Origin of the sequence: Sphingopyxis sp. (assembly GCF_041916015.1) — a bacterium.
Classification (GTDB): domain Bacteria; phylum Pseudomonadota; class Alphaproteobacteria; order Sphingomonadales; family Sphingomonadaceae; genus Sphingopyxis.
On sequence record NZ_JAYSAH010000095.1, the window covers coordinates 1 to 15,879 of the forward strand.

General features: G+C 66.1%; 20 protein-coding genes and 1 tRNA gene. 8 read left to right on the forward strand and 13 right to left on the reverse strand.

Annotated features, from left to right (window positions below; all coding sequences use genetic code 11):
* The first annotated feature begins 180 nt into the window (after window positions 1-180).
* From ACE3SL_RS13915 to ACE3SL_RS13940, 6 genes are all read left to right on the forward strand, one after another.
* Window positions 181-1,170, forward strand: coding sequence for a hypothetical protein (locus ACE3SL_RS13915; RefSeq protein WP_374526325.1), 990 nt, complete (start codon window positions 181-183; stop codon window positions 1,168-1,170).
* Window positions 1,171-1,634: 464 nt separating this feature from the next.
* Entirely contained in the window at window positions 1,635-1,841 is a 207-nt protein-coding gene (locus tag ACE3SL_RS13920; protein WP_374526326.1) for a cold-shock protein, read from the forward strand.
* 2 nt (window positions 1,842-1,843) lie between these two features.
* On the forward strand, window positions 1,844-2,107 hold the full coding sequence (gene infA, locus ACE3SL_RS13925; protein WP_374526327.1) for a translation initiation factor IF-1: 264 nt from the start codon (window positions 1,844-1,846) through the stop codon (window positions 2,105-2,107).
* Between the two features lie 71 nt (window positions 2,108-2,178).
* Window positions 2,179-2,325: a hypothetical protein gene (locus tag ACE3SL_RS13930; protein WP_374526328.1), complete on the forward strand. Its 147-nt coding sequence runs from the start codon at window positions 2,179-2,181 to the stop codon at window positions 2,323-2,325.
* 27 nt (window positions 2,326-2,352) lie between these two features.
* Window positions 2,353-2,547, forward strand: a complete 195-nt coding sequence (locus ACE3SL_RS13935) for a hypothetical protein (protein WP_374526329.1) — start codon at window positions 2,353-2,355, stop codon at window positions 2,545-2,547.
* 32 nt (window positions 2,548-2,579) lie between these two features.
* Window positions 2,580-3,146, forward strand: a complete 567-nt coding sequence (locus tag ACE3SL_RS13940) for a GNAT family N-acetyltransferase (RefSeq protein WP_374526330.1) — start codon at window positions 2,580-2,582, stop codon at window positions 3,144-3,146.
* 4 nt (window positions 3,147-3,150) lie between these two features.
* Here the strand turns inward: ACE3SL_RS13940 and ACE3SL_RS13945 are convergent, their stop codons facing one another.
* On the reverse strand, window positions 3,151-4,059 hold the full coding sequence (locus tag ACE3SL_RS13945) for an AraC family transcriptional regulator N-terminal domain-containing protein (protein ID WP_374526331.1): 909 nt from the start codon (window positions 4,057-4,059) through the stop codon (window positions 3,151-3,153).
* A 182-nt stretch (window positions 4,060-4,241) separates the two neighbouring features.
* Here ACE3SL_RS13945 and ACE3SL_RS13950 point away from each other — a divergent pair, with 182 nt between their 5' ends.
* Window positions 4,242-5,204: an SDR family NAD(P)-dependent oxidoreductase gene (locus tag ACE3SL_RS13950; protein ID WP_374526332.1), complete on the forward strand. Its 963-nt coding sequence runs from the start codon at window positions 4,242-4,244 to the stop codon at window positions 5,202-5,204.
* A 25-nt stretch (window positions 5,205-5,229) separates the two neighbouring features.
* Here the strand turns inward: ACE3SL_RS13950 and ACE3SL_RS13955 are convergent, their stop codons facing one another.
* Window positions 5,230-5,841 carry an SRPBCC domain-containing protein gene (locus tag ACE3SL_RS13955; protein ID WP_374526333.1) on the reverse strand — a complete coding sequence of 204 codons (612 nt, stop codon included), beginning with the start codon at window positions 5,839-5,841 and terminating at the stop codon, window positions 5,230-5,232.
* 238 nt (window positions 5,842-6,079) lie between these two features.
* Between ACE3SL_RS13955 and ACE3SL_RS13960 the strand changes: the two genes are divergently transcribed.
* Window positions 6,080-7,051 (forward strand): NAD(P)H-dependent flavin oxidoreductase, encoded by a 972-nt coding sequence (locus tag ACE3SL_RS13960; RefSeq protein WP_374526334.1) that lies wholly within the window; start codon window positions 6,080-6,082, stop codon window positions 7,049-7,051.
* Here the strand turns inward: ACE3SL_RS13960 and ACE3SL_RS13965 are convergent.
* The 11 genes from ACE3SL_RS13965 to ACE3SL_RS14015 form a co-directional block, all read right to left on the reverse strand.
* A complete protein-coding gene (locus ACE3SL_RS13965) occupies window positions 7,041-7,526 on the reverse strand; it encodes an AHH domain-containing protein (protein WP_374526335.1) in 486 nt (161 codons plus the stop codon). The two genes, ACE3SL_RS13960 and ACE3SL_RS13965, sit on opposite strands and share 11 nt — an antisense overlap.
* A complete protein-coding gene (locus tag ACE3SL_RS13970) occupies window positions 7,523-8,335 on the reverse strand; it encodes a hypothetical protein (RefSeq protein WP_374526336.1) in 813 nt (270 codons plus the stop codon). The genes ACE3SL_RS13965 and ACE3SL_RS13970 overlap by 4 nt, the downstream gene beginning before the upstream one ends.
* A gap of 96 nt (window positions 8,336-8,431) precedes the next feature.
* A complete protein-coding gene (locus ACE3SL_RS13975; RefSeq protein WP_374526337.1) occupies window positions 8,432-10,393 on the reverse strand; it encodes a potassium transporter Kup in 1,962 nt (653 codons plus the stop codon).
* A gap of 55 nt (window positions 10,394-10,448) precedes the next feature.
* A complete protein-coding gene (locus tag ACE3SL_RS13980; RefSeq protein WP_374526338.1) occupies window positions 10,449-11,099 on the reverse strand; it encodes a tetratricopeptide repeat protein in 651 nt (216 codons plus the stop codon).
* Complete coding sequence (locus ACE3SL_RS13985) at window positions 11,096-11,527, reverse strand: cytochrome c-type biogenesis protein CcmH (protein WP_374526339.1); 432 nt, start codon at window positions 11,525-11,527, stop codon at window positions 11,096-11,098. Before ACE3SL_RS13985 ends, ACE3SL_RS13980 begins: the two co-directional genes overlap by 4 nt.
* Complete coding sequence (locus tag ACE3SL_RS13990) at window positions 11,524-12,054, reverse strand: DsbE family thiol:disulfide interchange protein (RefSeq protein WP_374526340.1); 531 nt, start codon at window positions 12,052-12,054, stop codon at window positions 11,524-11,526. Before ACE3SL_RS13990 ends, ACE3SL_RS13985 begins: the two co-directional genes overlap by 4 nt.
* A complete protein-coding gene (locus tag ACE3SL_RS13995) occupies window positions 12,051-14,018 on the reverse strand; it encodes a heme lyase CcmF/NrfE family subunit (RefSeq protein ID WP_374526341.1) in 1,968 nt (655 codons plus the stop codon). Before ACE3SL_RS13995 ends, ACE3SL_RS13990 begins: the two co-directional genes overlap by 4 nt.
* On the reverse strand, window positions 14,015-14,452 hold the full coding sequence (ccmE, locus tag ACE3SL_RS14000) for a cytochrome c maturation protein CcmE (protein WP_374526342.1): 438 nt from the start codon (window positions 14,450-14,452) through the stop codon (window positions 14,015-14,017). Before ccmE ends, ACE3SL_RS13995 begins: the two co-directional genes overlap by 4 nt.
* Window positions 14,449-14,604, reverse strand: coding sequence for a hypothetical protein (locus tag ACE3SL_RS14005; protein ID WP_374526343.1), 156 nt, complete (start codon window positions 14,602-14,604; stop codon window positions 14,449-14,451). The genes ccmE and ACE3SL_RS14005 overlap by 4 nt, the downstream gene beginning before the upstream one ends.
* A gap of 3 nt (window positions 14,605-14,607) precedes the next feature.
* Window positions 14,608-15,345, reverse strand: coding sequence for a heme ABC transporter permease CcmC (gene ccmC / locus ACE3SL_RS14010; RefSeq protein ID WP_374526344.1), 738 nt, complete (start codon window positions 15,343-15,345; stop codon window positions 14,608-14,610).
* Window positions 15,346-15,578: 233 nt separating this feature from the next.
* Window positions 15,579-15,665, reverse strand: a tRNA-Leu gene (locus ACE3SL_RS14015).
* Window positions 15,666-15,879 lie beyond the last annotated feature (214 nt).

Sequence of the window (15,879 nt, forward strand, 5' to 3'; positions counted from 1 at the left end):
GAGTATAGCTTTGGCTTGTCCCCTCCCGGTCGCTTTCAGGCCTTCGTCATCCCGGACTTGAACCGGGATGACGATGCGATGTAGGTTGGCAATCGATTAAAATAGGACGTCCACCCCCTTTCCTACATTGTACCCATATGGTTCATTCAATCGGTTTCACCTCACCGAAAGGACGAATCGATGGACGACGCCTGCTACAGTTCCGCCCCCGGCAGCTACCACTGGACGCCGCGGCTCCAGCGCGACTTTCTCGAAAGCTTCGCCACGACCGGATCGGTGAAGATTTCAGCGGCAAGGGTCTCGATGTCGCCCGCCGCCGTCTATCAGCTCAAGCAGCGCGCGGAGGGCGCGGCGTTCCGGCTCGGCTGTGCCGCGGCGCTGCTGATCGCGCGCGGGCGGCTGGTGGACGAACTGCTCGACCGCGCGATCTGGGGGCATGACGAGACGACCACCGTGATGCGCGAGGAGGACCGCAGCCTCTATAAACGCCGCCGCATCGACAGCCGCCTTGGCCTCGCGATGCTCGCGCGGCTCGACCGCATGGTCGAAACGCGGGCACGCGCGGGGGAAGAGATGTTCGCACAAGTCATCGCCGGCGACTGGCCGGGCTTCCTGTCGCTGTTCGACGTTGCAGACGCCGCAAGCGGCAGGGCCGAGGCCGCTCGCAGCTCCGCCGAGGCCGAGGGGACCTCCGAAGCGGCGCCCCAAGGCACCCCGGCAAACGGAATGGCCGCCGCGCTCGCGCTCTGGCTCGCCGGCCGCGACAACCGCACCAACCCCCTCGCCACCCTCTGGCGCGACACCCGAATCGCGAATGAAGTTGCGCAGTTTTCCGACGATTCTGGCGAGGCTCCCGAAGCCGAACCGACCCCCGAGGAAGAAGCCGAGGCGATGACCGTCTGGCACGACGATGAAACCGGCGAGCTGCGCACCAACTTCCCGCCGCCCGAAGGCTTCCTGGGCCTCGAGGAAGGCCGGTTCGGCGATGCCGACTATGAACGCACGCTCGATGCCGAGGAGGAAATCGCCTGGGAGGCCGCGCTCGCCGAGGCCCATGCCCCCTTGCGCCGCGCCGGCGAAGCCGCCCGCCGCGCCTTCTTCGGCCTCCCCAGCCCCGCCAATGATCCGGCACCGGAGAGCGCGGGGACCCGCAAATCCGCGACGGGCTGAACCCCGCGGTGGGCGCCATTCCTGTTTCACGCAGAGGCGCAGAGACCGCGGAGGGCAAGAAATTGGTTCACGCGGAGACGCGGAGGCGCGGAGGCGCGGAGAGATCGTGCTTGCCGCGAAGCGGCTTCTCTCCCGCCCCTCGCGCCAAGCCCGACCGCGGCAGGACTGGAAGGGCCATTCGGCCCCGCGCGATCTCCTCCGCGGCTCCGCGTCTCCGCGTGAACCCGATTGCCTTGCTCTCTGCGCCTCTGCGCGCAAATTTCCGCAATTCCACAGAGCGAAGAGAAGGCCTCAAAATCCGCCAACCTTGACTTTTCTGGGAAAACCGCCCATATCCGGGACGCTATCGTCGCCTGCGACGGAAATTTACGGCCCTTCCGGGGCACTATCTTCCCTTCACACGCTACCAGCTTCGCCGGTGCTTTTGCCGGCGGATTCCCGTTTCTCGTGAAAGGAAACACCCCATGCCGATCGGCACCGTAAAATTCTTCAACACCGACAAGGGCTATGGCTTCATCGAGAATGAAGACGGCTCGGGCGACAGCTTCGTCCACATCACCGCCGTCCAGGCCGCCGGAATGGGCACGCTGAACAAGGATCAGCGCGTCTCCTACGAACTCGAAACCGGCCGCAACGGCAAGGTGTCGGCCGTGAACCTCCAGTCGGCCTGATCTTGGCTAAAGAGGAACTCATGACCTTCGAGGGGCAGATCGACGAGATCCTGCCCGACGGACGCTTCGGCGTCATACTCGAAAACGGTCATCGGGTGATCGTCTATACGGCGGGCCGGATGCGGCGTTTCCGCATCCGGTCGGTCGTCGGCGACGCCGTGCGCGTCGAGATGACGCCCTATGACCTCAGCAAGGGCCGCCTCGTCTACCGCGAACGCGGGGGCGGGCCGGTTCCCCCGAGCCAGCGCAAGAGGCGCGGGCTCTGACCGCAGGAGCCGGCGAACCGCGCCGGCTTCCAACAACCAGAACACTCAAATCAAAGATAAAGATGATGACTATGTTTCATAACAACAATTCGATTTTCCCCGCTCTGCCCGCGCTGTCGCTGGCCGGCAAGGCGCAGACGGCGACCCCGCCGCGCCGCCGCCGTCCGACGCTGTCGCGCCGCGAGCTTCGGCGCCTGATCGCCGATATGGTCGATTGATCGACCCGATTCTTCAAAGGAGCAGCCATGTCGGCCACCATCGACTTCTACATCGCGCAGGCCGAAAAATGCACCGCAGAGGCTGACGCCTCGCCGCTGACCCAGGTCCGCGACCGCAATCTGCGCGCCGCCGCGGCGTGGCAGGCGATGGCCGACAAGCTGCTCCACACCGAAAAGCTGCGCGCCGAAAAGGACCGGCACGCCGCGGCGGCGCGCGGTTGACCGTGACGGCAGGCGCTGGCCATGGCGACGCCATGCCGACCTACCGCCCCTTCACGCACCGCATCGCCACCCCCGCCGACCTCGACGCTCTCCGCGCCGTGATGGCGCTCGCCATCGCCGAACTGCAAAAGGGCTTTCTGAGCGACGCCCAGATCGCCGCGAGCAAGGCCGTCATGGGGCTCGATACCCAGCTCATCGCCGACGGCACCTATTTCATCGTCGAGGATGCGGCCGGGGGCAGCAAGCGCATCGCCGGTTGCGGCGGCTGGTCGCACCGCGCCACCCTCTATGGCGGCGACCACAGCACCGGCCTCCGCGACCCCGCCCCGCTCGACCCGGCCACCGACGCGGCGCGCATCCGCGCCATGTACACCCACCCCGATTTCGCCCGCCGCGGCGTCGGGCGGCTGGTCATGACGCTCTGCGAGGATGCGGCGCGCGCCGCGGGCTTCCGCCGCGCCGAGATGATGGCGACGCTGTCGGGCGAACCGCTCTACCGCGCCTGCGGCTATACCCCGATCGAGCGCGTCGAGGCGCCCGGCCCGAACGGCATTAGCGTGCCGCTGATCCGCATGGGCAAGGCGCTTGTTCCCGGCTGATGCCTCAAATCGCCGCGCCGAGCGCCCCCATGCCGCGCAGCCGTTCGGCATCGCGCGACGGCGGCGCCCCGAACGCCCGGGCATATTCGCGGCTGAACTGCGAGGCGCTCTCATAGCCGACCGAATAAGCGGTGCGGCTCGCCTCGGCCCCGCCCGCCAGCAGGCGGCGCGCGGCATGCAGGCGCAACGTCTTCTGATATTGCAGCGGGCTCATCGCGGTCGCGGCCTTGAAATGGCGATGGAAGGAGGCGCCGCTCATCCCGGCAATCTCGGCGAGCGCGGCGGTGCGCAGCGCCTGATCATAATGCGCCCGCATCCATGCAATCGCGCGCCGTACCCGCGACAGGCGGCTGTCCTCGATCGCAATCTGGCAGAGCTGATGACCGAGCGGCCCCTGCAGCAGGCGATAGAGGATTTCGCGCTCGCGCATCGGCGCCAGCATCGCGATATCGCCCGGCCGGTCGAGCAACGCCAGGAGCCCGCCCCAGGCGTCGAGCAATTCGGCGGTCACCGCGGCAACCGCGAAACCCGCCTGCCCGCTTGCGGGCGGTTCGCTGCCGATCGCTCCCGCATCCATGCTGGCGATCAGATCGGCGAGGATCGCGCGGTCGATCCGCAGCGCCGCCGCGACATAGGGCTTTTCGGGGCTCGCCTCGAGGACGCGGCCGACCGCGGGCAGGTCGAGCGAAGCGACGAAATAGCTCGACGCATCATAATCGATCACCGCGTCGCCGATCGCGACCTGCTTCGTCCCTTGCAGGATCAGGCAGGTGACGGGTTCGTAGATCGTGACCATGCCGCTCGTCGGTTCGGTCATGGTGCTGATGATGACGCGCGGGATCGGCGCCTCATAATAAGAGGAATCCACGTGCCGCATCACCTGTGTGCGGATCGAGTCGAGCGTTTCCTGCATGAGGGGACCATCGGCCCGGCGCGTTCGATGTGCAAGCCGCCCGCCGCTCCGGCTATTTGCATTGATAGAAATAGGCAAGCGAACGCCATGATCGGGCAGCGCGAAATCGCCGCGGCCGCCTATCATGGCCGGGACAGGGCATTCCCCTCTTCCCCCTCGCCCTGCAATCCAAGGAGTCCCTCATGACCCGGTTCAATGCCAAATCGACCACCGACGACGTGCTTGCGGGCGTCTACCTTGCGGGCCAGCGCTTTCTCGTCACCGGCGTTTCCGCCGGGCTCGGCGTCGAAACGGCGCGGGCGCTCGTCGCCCACGGCGCCGATGTCGTCGGCGCGGCGCGCGATCTTGCCAAAGCCGAAGCCGCGACCGGCGCGATCCGCGAAGCGGCAGCGGCGAGCGGCGGCAGCTTCGAGCTGATCGCTCTCGACCTTGCCTCGCTCGCCAGCGTCCGCGCCGCCGCCGATCGTCTCCTCGCCGACGGGCGGCCATTCGACGTGATCATCACCAACGCCGGCGTGATGGCCGCGCCATTCGGCAAGACCGCCGATGGCTTTGAGACCCAGTTCGGCACCAACCATCTCGGTCATTTCACCTTCGTCAACCGCATCGCGCCCTTGATCAAGGACGGCGGCCGGCTCGTCAGCCTCGCCTCGTCGGGGCATCGCTTCTCGAACATCGACCTCGATGATCCGAACTTCGACCGGGGCGATTATGACCCGTGGATCGCCTATGGCCGCGCCAAGACCGCGAACATCCTTTTCGCTGTCGAGTTCGACCGGCGCCACCGGGGCCGCGGCATCCGCGCCGCCGCGCTCCATCCCGGCGGCATCCAGACCGAGCTTTCCCGCCACCTCGACGACGGCGCGCTCGCGGCGCTCGTCGAGCAGATCAACGCATCGGCGCAAGCGGCGGGCGGCGATGCCTTCGAATTCAAATCGATCCCGCAGGGTGCCGCGACCTCGGTCTGGGCCGCCACCGTCGCCGAGCCCGATGAAATCGGCGGCCGCTACCTCGAGGATTGCCATGTCGCCGAGTTGGCAGACGGCGAGGGTCTGCGCGCCGGCTTCCGCTCCTACGCGCTCGACCCCGACAATGCGAAGGCGCTGTGGGCAAAGAGCGAGGAAATGGTTGGCGAGCGCTTCTGAGACACGCCGTCCGCCCGATCCGCCGTCATCCGGACGGCGGATCGGCGGCAGGTTCGGGCTCTACCGGCTCGGCGAGATGGCGCTGAAGCGCTTGCAGCGCCACTATATTGCCCTTGGCAAAGAAGCCGAGAAGCGCTCGGCCGCCTTCGCTGCCGGGATAGCCCGTCGAGGTCAGCCTCAGCCGCGTCCGCGCGCCGTCGGCTTCGAGCTCCAGAAAGGATGTGACCCGCTTATACGCCTCACCGTTCGGAAAATCGTCGGGCACCTTGATCGTCCGGAACACCAGCAGCCGCCCGGGAATGCGTGCGACGAACTGCTGCCAGATCGCGCCGGGCCCGCCAGGCAGCTCGTCGGGATTATAGCTCGTCTCCAGAATGTCGGCCTCGCCCTCGGCCCAGCGAGCCAGGGGCGCGGCCCAGCCCTCCCATCCCTCAGGGGTCGAAATGGCAGCCCACACCTCCTCAGCCGGCGCCGCGAGGACAATATTATGGGTCATCGTCACGGTGCCGCCGGCCTCAATCTTCGTCACCGTTTCGACGGCAGCAAGCGGCGCAGGCACCTCATCGGCCGCCGCCTCGGCGGGGGCCTCCTGTGCAATCGCTGGTGTCGCCGAAAGGAGCGCAGCGGCGAACAGCAAGCGCCCTCCCCGCAACCACCGATGAGCGGCGCAAGCTGGCGGGACGCCGCCTATCTTCGAACGAGGCCCTATCGATCCAGCCATTGTCGCTTCTCCATCGGAACCGTCTCGTACAATGTCGCGTCCGCCCGTCGGCTGCAAGCGGCGACGGGCGAACCCAGAGGCCGATCGATCCCTCTTGCGCGACCTTCCCTTTACGTTAAGGTAAGTTTCAAGCCGCAACCGGAGAGACTGATTCATGGCCCTTCCCCCGATCTTCGACCGCCTGCGCCTGCCCGTTATCGGCTCGCCGCTATTCATCGTGTCGGGGCCCGATCTCGTCATCGCCCAGTGCAAGGCCGGCGTCGTCGGCAGCTTCCCAGCGCTCAACGCGCGCCCGCAATCTTTGCTCGACGAATGGCTGCACCGGATCACCGAGGAACTGGCAGCCTGGGACCGCGACAATCCTGATCGCCTGTCGGCCCCCTTCGCGGTCAACCAGATCGTTCACAAATCGAACGACCGGCTCGAGCAGGACATCGCGACCTGCGAAAAATGGAAGGTGCCGATCACCATCACCTCGCTCGGCGCGCGCGAGGAGCTCAATCAGGCGGTGCACGGTTGGGGCGGCATCACGCTCCACGACGTCATTGACGACCGCTTCGCGCGCAAGGCAGTCGAAAAGGGCGCCGACGGCCTGATCCCCGTCGCTGCCGGTGCGGGCGGCCACGCCGGGCGGCAATCGCCCTTCGCGCTGGTGCAGGAAATCCGCGAATGGTTCGACGGCCCCGTCGCGCTGTCGGGCGCGATCGGCCACGGCCGCTCGATCCTCGCCGCGCAGGCATGCGGCGCCGACCTCGCCTATATCGGCAGCGCCTTCATCGCGACCGCCGAGGCCAATGCCGAGGACGGCTACAAGAACGGCATCGTCGAAGGGCGCGCCGCAGACATTGTCTATTCGAACCTCTTCACCGGCGTCCACGGCAATTATCTCCGCCAGTCGATCGTCTCGGCCGGAATGGACCCCGACAATCTGCCCGAAGGCGATCTCAAGACGATGAACTTCGGTTCGGGCGGCAACACCAAGGCGAAGGCGTGGAAGGACATCTGGGGCTCGGGCCAGGGCATCGGCGCGGTCCGCGGCGTGCGCCCGGTCTCCGAATTCGTCGCCGAGCTCGAAGCCCAGTACAAGGACGCCTGGGCCGAGCTGCAGGGCAAGGTCAGGCTGTAGCGTCGCCGAACAGCCGCTCGATCGCATCGTCGAGATAGGGCCGGTCGGCGAACAGCCGCATCGGGTCGCGCCGGTTGAGGCAGAAGGCACCGCCGTGCCGGTCGGTCAGGGCGCGCCGCGTCGTGTCCTGCAAGAGCCGTAGCCGCATCACCGCGGTGCGCCGCGCAGCCCGCAAATCGGCCGGCGCATGCAGCGCAAAATGTACGCGAATCTGTTCGACGCGCGCCGCGATCACGTCATTATAACCGTGATGCGGCCCCCGATGCAGCGCATGCCCCGACGAAAGCGCCGCCCTTTCGCAAGCCGGCAGCATTTGTCCGTTCTGCGCGAAGCGATGGAGCGAGAAGCCCTCGGCGACCAGCCGATCGAACATCGCGGTCATCTGCGGTCGGCGAAGCAACGCAACGGGGACGAGATGATGCCGCTGATAGCCGATGGGCGGCGGCGGCGCGCCTTGCCACCGCCAGATCGTCAACGATCGCTGCCGAATTCCACCCGGACCGTCTTCCGCGCTCCGGCACCATCGGGGATCGGGACGAGCGACACCCATTCTCCGGGTCCCAGCCCGCGCAGACCTCGCGCATCCAGAACCGGCCCGTTCAATATGATATCGAGCGCCAGCCGCGCCAGCCGCTTGACCATTTCCGCCACGGTCCAGCCGGGAGGAATCGGACTCTCGATCTCCTGTCCCCCGAACAGGGCCAGCCCGCGTGTCCGAACCAGCTCGCTGCTCGGACCTTCAATGCGGCGAAATGCGACCAGATGCAGAACCGGCGGCATCCCGCTCGACAGCATCTCGGCGACGGCGCTCCGATATTGCGGCGCGTCGGACCACAGGCGCGCCGGCGACCAGAAGATATGGCTGGCGTCCAACAGGTCGACCAGCAGCACCGCCATCTTGAAGAATTCGCGGAGATATGTCGCCCGCACATCGGGCGGACCGCCGCTGTCGACCTCTTCGGGTATCAGCATCCACGCCTGTTGCGCCGACCGCCAATCGGCGGGAAGACGCGCGGCGAGCGAGCTCGTCGCCGGATGCCCGGGATCGGCCTCGTCGAGAGCATCGGCCGAGGCGAGATCGATCCGGGCCGAGACTGCTCCGAAATGCAACCGAAAGGCCAGCCCGGCGGCTCCCGCTTTTCCTTCAGCCTCGATCGAACAGGGGCGCAGCCCTATCCGCCGGAAGCACGTTTCCGCATCGCCGCCCGCCAGCCGCCCGACGATCAGGATGTAGGGGTCCGGCACAGCCGGGACGATCGAGGGGGTGCTGGTGTCGGCTTGCATGCTGGTCGCCCTCCCTGAGGGATCGACCCTGCATCGCAATACTTACCGGAATGTTCAAACGCTTATTCTGACATTTCGGTAAGTTAATGATCGGGATCAGATCGCGACCTGGCTTCCCAGCTCGACCACGCGGTTCGTTGGCAGGCGGAAATATTCCATCGCGCTTTCCGAGTTGCGCAGCATCCACGCGAACAGTTTCTCGCGCCAGATCGGCATCCCCGGTTTGCTTGCCGCGATCAGCGTCTGTCGCGACAGGAAGAAACTCGTCTCGAGCATCTTGAACTCACCGCCGCAGCCGGTGACGCGCTTCAGCGCTTCGGGAACATCGACCGGCTGCATAAAGCCATAGTTCAGCACCAGCCGGTGGAACCCCTGCCCCAGATCGTCGAGCTGGCACAGCCGCTCTTCCTGCACGAAGGGCACGTCGGCGATCTTGATCGTCAGCAGGATGATGCGTTCGTGCAGCACCTTGTTGTGCTTGAGATTATGGAGCAGCGCGTGCGGTACGCCGTCGGACGAGGAGGTCATGAACACCGCAGTCCCCGGCACGCGCGTCGCGCTGTTCGCTGCCGACTTCACGAACACCGGAATCGGCATCGCGCCCTCGGCCATTTCCTGCTGCATCAGCTTGCGCCCGCGCGACCAGGTCGTCAGCATCGTGAAGATGGTGAGGCCGATCACCAGCGGCACCCAGCCGCCGTCAGGCACCTTGATCAGGTTCGCGCCGAAATAGGCGATATCGACGATGAAGAAGACCGCGAGGATCGGCAGCGCCTTCCATGCAGGCCAGCGCCACAGCACGAACAGCACGACGCTCATCAAACAGGTGTCGATGAACATCGCGCCGGTGACCGCGATGCCATAGGCCGCCGCAAGGTTGCTCGACGAGCCGAAGAAGAGGACGAGCAGGATGACCATCACCATCAACCCCCAGTTGACCACGGGGATATAGATCTGCCCCTGCGCCGAAGCGCTGGTGTGATCGACGCGCAGGCGAGGCATGAAGCCGAGTTGGATCGCCTGCTGCGTGAGCGAAAAGGCGCCCGAGATCACCGCCTGGCTCGCGATGATCGTCGCCAGCATCGCGAGGATGACGACGGGGACCTTCCATGCCTCGGGCATCATCAGAAAGAAGGGGTCCTGGACGAGTTGCGCGGTCGGCGCGACTTCGGCGGCGAGCACCATCGCGCCCTGCCCCATATAGTTGAGCATCAGCGCGGGCAGGACGATCGCGCCCCAGCTGAGGCTGATCGGTCCGCGCCCGAAATGCCCCATGTCGGCATAGAGCGCTTCGGCGCCCGTGACCGCGAGCACGACCGCGCCGAGCGCGATGAAGGCCGTGAATCCGTCATAATGGAAGAAGCGCAGCGCGTTGATCGGGTTCAGCGTGTGCATCATGATCGACGGATGATCGACGATGTGGATCACTCCCAGCACCGCGAGCATCGTGAAATAGAGCAGCATGATCGGGCCGAAAAGCATCCCAACCTTCGCCGTGCCGCGCGACTGGATCGCGAACAGCCCGATCAGGATCGTCAGCGCGATCGGCACGATATAGGGCTCGAATCCGCGGCTCACATATTGCAGACCCTCGGTCGCTGAGAGCACCGACATCGCAGGCGTGATCATGCTGTCGCCATAGAAGAGCGCGGTCGCGAAAACCCCGAGCAGGATGATCGGCCACGTCCACCGCTTGCCCTCCGACGAACGGCTGATCAGCGCCAGCAGCGCGAGGCTGCCGCCTTCGCCCTTGTTGTCGGCGCGCATGATCGTCAGCACATATTTGAACGTCACGACCAGCATCATCGACCAGAAGACGAGGCTCAGCACGCCATAGATATGCAGCCGGTCGGCCTCGATCGAATGATGGCCGGCGAAGGTTTCGCGAAAGGCGTAAAGCGGGCTGGTCCCGATATCGCCGAACACGACGCCGACCGCGCCGACGGCAAGCTTCAGCTTGCTATCGCCATGATGTCCGTGGCCGTAATGGGCCGTTTCGGCGGCGGCGGTGACAGCGCTTTCCGCGCCGCCCGCCCCCTGGTGCGACTCAGCAGTCATTGCGCGCCTTTAGACGAGCCTGCGAAGAGAAAACAGGTTCCAAATCGGGACGCATTCAGGGGCCGTTCGCCGACTCAGGCGGCAGCGCGGGTCCCATCGCCTCGCGAAGCTGCGACAGCCGAAGCTCGAGGTCCGCGCGCCATGGCGCATCGGCGGGCGAGCGCGCCAAAAGCTGGCTCCAGACTGCCTCCGCGCCCTTGAAGTCACCGCTCTGCGCCATCGCCAACCCCGCAAAGAAGGGCGGCCCCGGATGACTCGGGTCGCGCTTCGCAGCCTCGTCGAAAGCCAGCGCCGCGGCGGGCGACATAACCCCGCCGCCATGCGCGACGAGCGCATTGCCGAGCCCGACCCACAGATCGACATTGTCGGGATATTTGTCGAGCCCCTTTTCCAGCGTCTGCGCCGCGAGTTCGGTCTTGCCGGTCCGCATGAAACCGTCCGACATACCGATCCACTGCGCCGCCGGGCCGAAGCGATTGGCCATTCCCTGCTGTCGGTCGGTGATCGCCTCTCCAAAGCCTTCGGGTTCGGCCGCCACCGCAACGGGATGGCCGGGAAGCGCCGGGCTCCCCTGCAGCGCATAGCCCGCGAGCCCCAGCATCACCGCCGCGCCCGCAAGCGGTCGCGATGCAGCAGGCAGCTTGCCGAGCCAGAAGATGCCGCCAAGGGCCAACACCGCGGCAAGCAGGATCCACAGCCAGATCATGCCGCGCCCTCCCCATCATCCCCGCCACGCCGGAAACGCCCGAAGGCGAGCCAGCCGCCAAGCGCCAGAAAGAGCAGCGGCCCGAGCCACAGCAGCGCGGTCGCCGCGTCGAACGGCGGATCATAGCTCACCCAATTGCCATAGCGCGCCACGAGCCATTTGCGGATCGCATCGGGGCTTTCGCCCGCCGCGATCTTCGTCCGCACCTCGTGCCGCATGTCGCCCGCGAGCGGGGCGTCGCTGTCGGCGATCGATTGCCCCTGGCAGACGAGGCAGCGCAGCGTCTCCATCAGTTCCTTGGCCTTCGCCTCCTCGACCGGATCGCGAAGCTGCTGATAGGCATAGGGCGCGGGCGGCAGGCGATCCTGCGCCGCGATCGGCGCCGCGAACAACACGAGCAGCGCGGCAAAAGCCAGCCGCCCCTTCACTTCATCTTCTCCAGCTTCGCGACGATCTCGGGCACCTGCTCGGCCAGGATAACCCCCTGAATCTGCTCGCGAATAATCCCCTTGCCGTCGATCAGGAAGGTTTCCGGAACCCCCGACGAGCCCAGCGCGATCTGCACGCTGCTCTGTTGATCCGACCCGATACGGTCGAAGGGATTGCCGTTTTCCTGCAGGAACTGTGCGACATCCTCGGGCCGGTCGCGGATCGCGATGCCGTCGATCGGCACGCCCGCCCGCTTCAGGGCTTCCAGCTGCGGCGCCTCGGCGCGGCACGGGATGCACCAGCTCGCGAAGACATTGACCAGCCGCGGCCGCCCGTCGGCAAGCTGGCTGCTCTTGAGCCCCGCCACGCCCGAGGTCGCGGGCGGCAGGTCGAACAGCGGCATCGGCTTGTTGATCCATTGCGACTGGATCAGCGTGTCGTTCGGCACCGTCAGGCGATAGATGAAGGCGCCGAAGAGCAGCGCCATGATCGCCAGCGGCACGAACAGGACCCAGCGGCTCCTCATGCGAAACGCTCCTGCGCTTTTCGCGCCCGCCGCGCGCGCCAGATTTCGAGCAATTGGGCGCGCCCGAGCAGCGACAGCGCCGCGCCGACCGCGATCAGCGCGCCACCGAGCCAGATCCACCACACCAGCGGCTTCCACCACAGACGAAGCTGATAGCGATCGGCGCGGCCATCGGGACCGGTCACCGGCTGCCCCAGCACCGCATAAAGCTGCCCGCCCGGCCGGGTCAGCAGCGCCGCCTCGTTGGTCTCGGTCGGCGGCCCGCCCATCAGGCCGGGAAAAGTCCGCGCCGCTGGATGCAACGCAAAGGACGCACCCGAGGGGGTCGCTGCAATCAGCGTGCCCTGGATAGCGGTATAATTCGGCCCGGCGATCGGTTTTACGCCCGCGAATTTGACGGAGAAATCGGCAATCTGCACAGTCTCGCCCGGTGCTGCCGCAACGAGCTTCTCTTTGATGAAAGCGCTTTCCGCTCCCATTCCGGCGAGAGCCACGGCGACCCCGAAGTGCGCGATCACCATGCCCCATGTCGGCAGCGGTGTGCGGCGAAGGTTGCGGCCCCACAAGGGCGCCAGACTTGCGACCGCGACCAGTCCTGCCACCGTCATGCCGAGCAAGGGCAGCACGCCGACCTTGCCGCCGAACAGGATCAGCGCGAACAGCACGATCATCGCCGCCAGCACCGCGACCGGCAAGCGCGACCAGAGCTTCTTGCCGTCATCCTTGCGCCAGCTGAGCAGCGGCCCCGCGACCATCACCAGGCACAGGATCAGCGCCAGCGGTCCCGCGACCTTGTTGTAATAGGGCGGCCCGACCGAAATCTTCTCACCCATCGCCTCGGCGACGATTGGATAGAGGGTGCCGAGCAACACGAGCGCGAGGATCGTAGTCAGCAGCAGATTGTTGATCACCAGCGAGCCCTCGCGGCTCATCAGCGCGAATTTCTTGCCCTCGGCGACCGCGCCGGCGCGAAAGGCAAACAGGGTCAGCGCGCCGCCGATGTAGATGAACATCAACGCGAGCAGAAAGGTCCCGCGCTCGGGATCGACCGCAAAGCTGTGGACGCTGGTCAGCAAGCCCGAGCGGACGATGAAAGTGCCGACCATCGACATCGAAAAGGCGACCACCGCCAGCATCACCGTCCACGCCCTTAGCGCGTTGCGCGTTGCGGTGACGCTCACCGAATGGAGCAGCGCCGCCCCGGCGAGCCACGGGATCAGCGAGACATTTTCGACCGGGTCCCAGAACCACCAGCCGCCCCAGCCGAGCTCATAATAGGCCCAGTAACTGCCTGCGGTGATGCCGAGCGTCAGGAAAATCCAGCTCCCCAGCACCCACGGCCGCATCGCGCGCGCGAAGGCCGGACCGATCTCGCGCGTGATCAGCGCACCGACCGCGAAGCTGAAAGCGACCGAAATTCCGACATAGCCGATATAGAGCGTCGGCGGATGAAACGCCAAGCCGGGGTCCTGCAGCAGCGGGTTGAGCCCCTGCCCGTCGGGCGGCGCGACCGGCAGCCGCTTGAACGGGTTCGATGCAAAGAGCAAAAAGGCGAAGAAGCCAAGACTCAGCGCTGCCTGCGCGGCGAGCGTCGCGACGAGCGTATCCTTGCGCAGGCGTTTCTCGAAGATCGCAACCAGCGCGCCGGACAGGCCGAGGATCGTCAGCCAAAGCAGCATCGATCCTTCATGATTGCCCCACGCGCCCGCAACCTTGAACAGCATCGGTTTCAGGCTGTGGCTGTTGCGCACGACCAGTTCGACCGACATGTCCGAACGGACGAATAGCGTGATGAGCAATGCGAAGGCGGCGGCGGTAAGCACGCCCTGCGCGACACTCGCCGGCCGCACCAGCGCCGCAAGCTCGTCCTTGCCGGTGCGCACATAGACGATGCCCGCAACCAGCGACAGACACGCAAGAGCCGCTGCGATCCACAGCAGGGCAAGACCGAGTTCGGCGATCATTCCCCCGGCACCAGCTTCATATTCTTGGGCATCTCGCCCATTTGCGGCGGCATGTAGCGCTCGTCATGCTTGGCGAGGATGCGGTCGGCCACGAAGACTCCATCAGCACGCAGCCGGCCGTCGGCGACCATGCCCGAGTTCTCGGCGAACAGGTCGGGGACGATACCTTTGAATTGCACGGGGATCGATGCCTTGCCGTCGGTCGCGACGAAATCGATCGTCAGGCCATCACTCTGGCGCTTGATGCTGCCTGCGGCGACCATGCCGCCCAGCCGCATCGGCTCGCCGACCGCGGCCTTCCCCGCCTTCACCTCGCCCGGCGTGCGGAAATAGGCGGCTTCGTCGCGCAGCGCGCTCGCCGCGAGTACGCCCGCGCCCGCGACACCGCATAGCGCGACCGCCGCCAGGATCAATCGTTGATGCTTTGCCTTCATTTGCGGTTCCCGCGCAGCGCGTCGCTACGTTTTTCGGCCTTTGCCATCGCGCGCCAACTCGCCCACAGCACGCTGCCGGTCAGCAGCACGGTCAGCCCATAGGCAGCGGCGACATAGGCCCATTGCCCGCCCCCGCTGATCACCCCCGTCATATCTCAAAGCCCCTCGTCGTCGTCGGCGAGCCGCCGCAGCCGCGCCGCGACGCGATTGTCGGCGATGATCCGCCGCATCCGCATCAGGACGATGGCGCCGAACAGCAGCGAAAAGCCGAGCAGAGTCAAGCCCAGCGGCCATAGCAGCGCCCCGTCGATGCTCGACCCGCCGAGCGTGATGCTCGGCCCCTGATGCAGGCTGTTCCACCAGACGACGCTACGGTTGATGATCGGAATGTTGATCGCGCCGACGAGAGCGTAAATGGCAGCACCGCGCGACAGCGATCCGCCCTGTCTTTGCCCTTCGTCGCCCGTCGTCAGCGCGACGAAGCCCGCATAGAGGAAGAGGAGGACGAGCATCGAGGTCATCCGTCCGTCCCATTCCCACCAGGTTCCCCACGTCGGCTTGCCCCAGATCGATCCCGTCGCGAGGCAAAGCGCGGTGAACAACATGCCGGGCACCGCGATCGCGCGCGCCGCGATTCCGGCGAGCGGATGGCGCCAGACGAGCTGCACGAGGCCGGTGATCGCGAGCGAGGTCCAGCCGCCCATGCCGAGCCACGCCGAGGGCACATGGACATAAAGAATGCGCGCGGTGTCGCCCTGCTTCGATTCGCCCGGCACCACTGCAAGTCCCGCCCAGGCGCCCGCGAGCAAAAGCGCAAGCCCCAGCCACAACAGCCACGGCGTCAGCGGCTTGGCGATCGCCAGAAAGCGGGTCGGATTGGCGTAAGCGTGCATCGGTCTCGCGTCGTCTTTAGGTGAGGCCGGTTTATCGGTCCAGTGAATTGCCCGGCGCGACCCGGCGACGCCCTGTCGCCTGACGGGCGCACGCCGTCAACCCTTGCGCCCTTGGCACGGAGTCTCGCAAAAACCATTGAGCGAAGTCAATTTCAGGCCCGGCAAAAGAAGTGGCCGATGCGTATCGAGCCGAACTGGAACTGAGCAAGTCGCAAGGATCTGCCGGAAACATTTGGTACGGGTGGCCGGACTCGAACCGGCATTCTGTTACCAGAGGCGGATTTTGAATCCGCTGCGTCTACCAATTCCGCCACACCCGCGTGCCGATTGGCGCTCGCGGGCCAAACATCGACTTCGGGGCCCTATAGGTAGGACCGAAGCCGATTTCCAGTCTGTTTTGCAAACCTTCGCTCGCACAATTATCCATCCGGAGAGCCCGCCTCAACGACGGCGTCCACCTGAGCCGCCCCTAACCCGCCACCCCGATGAGCAATGCCCGCTCTTGTTCGAAGCCAAAATGGCGGCTCCCGGCGA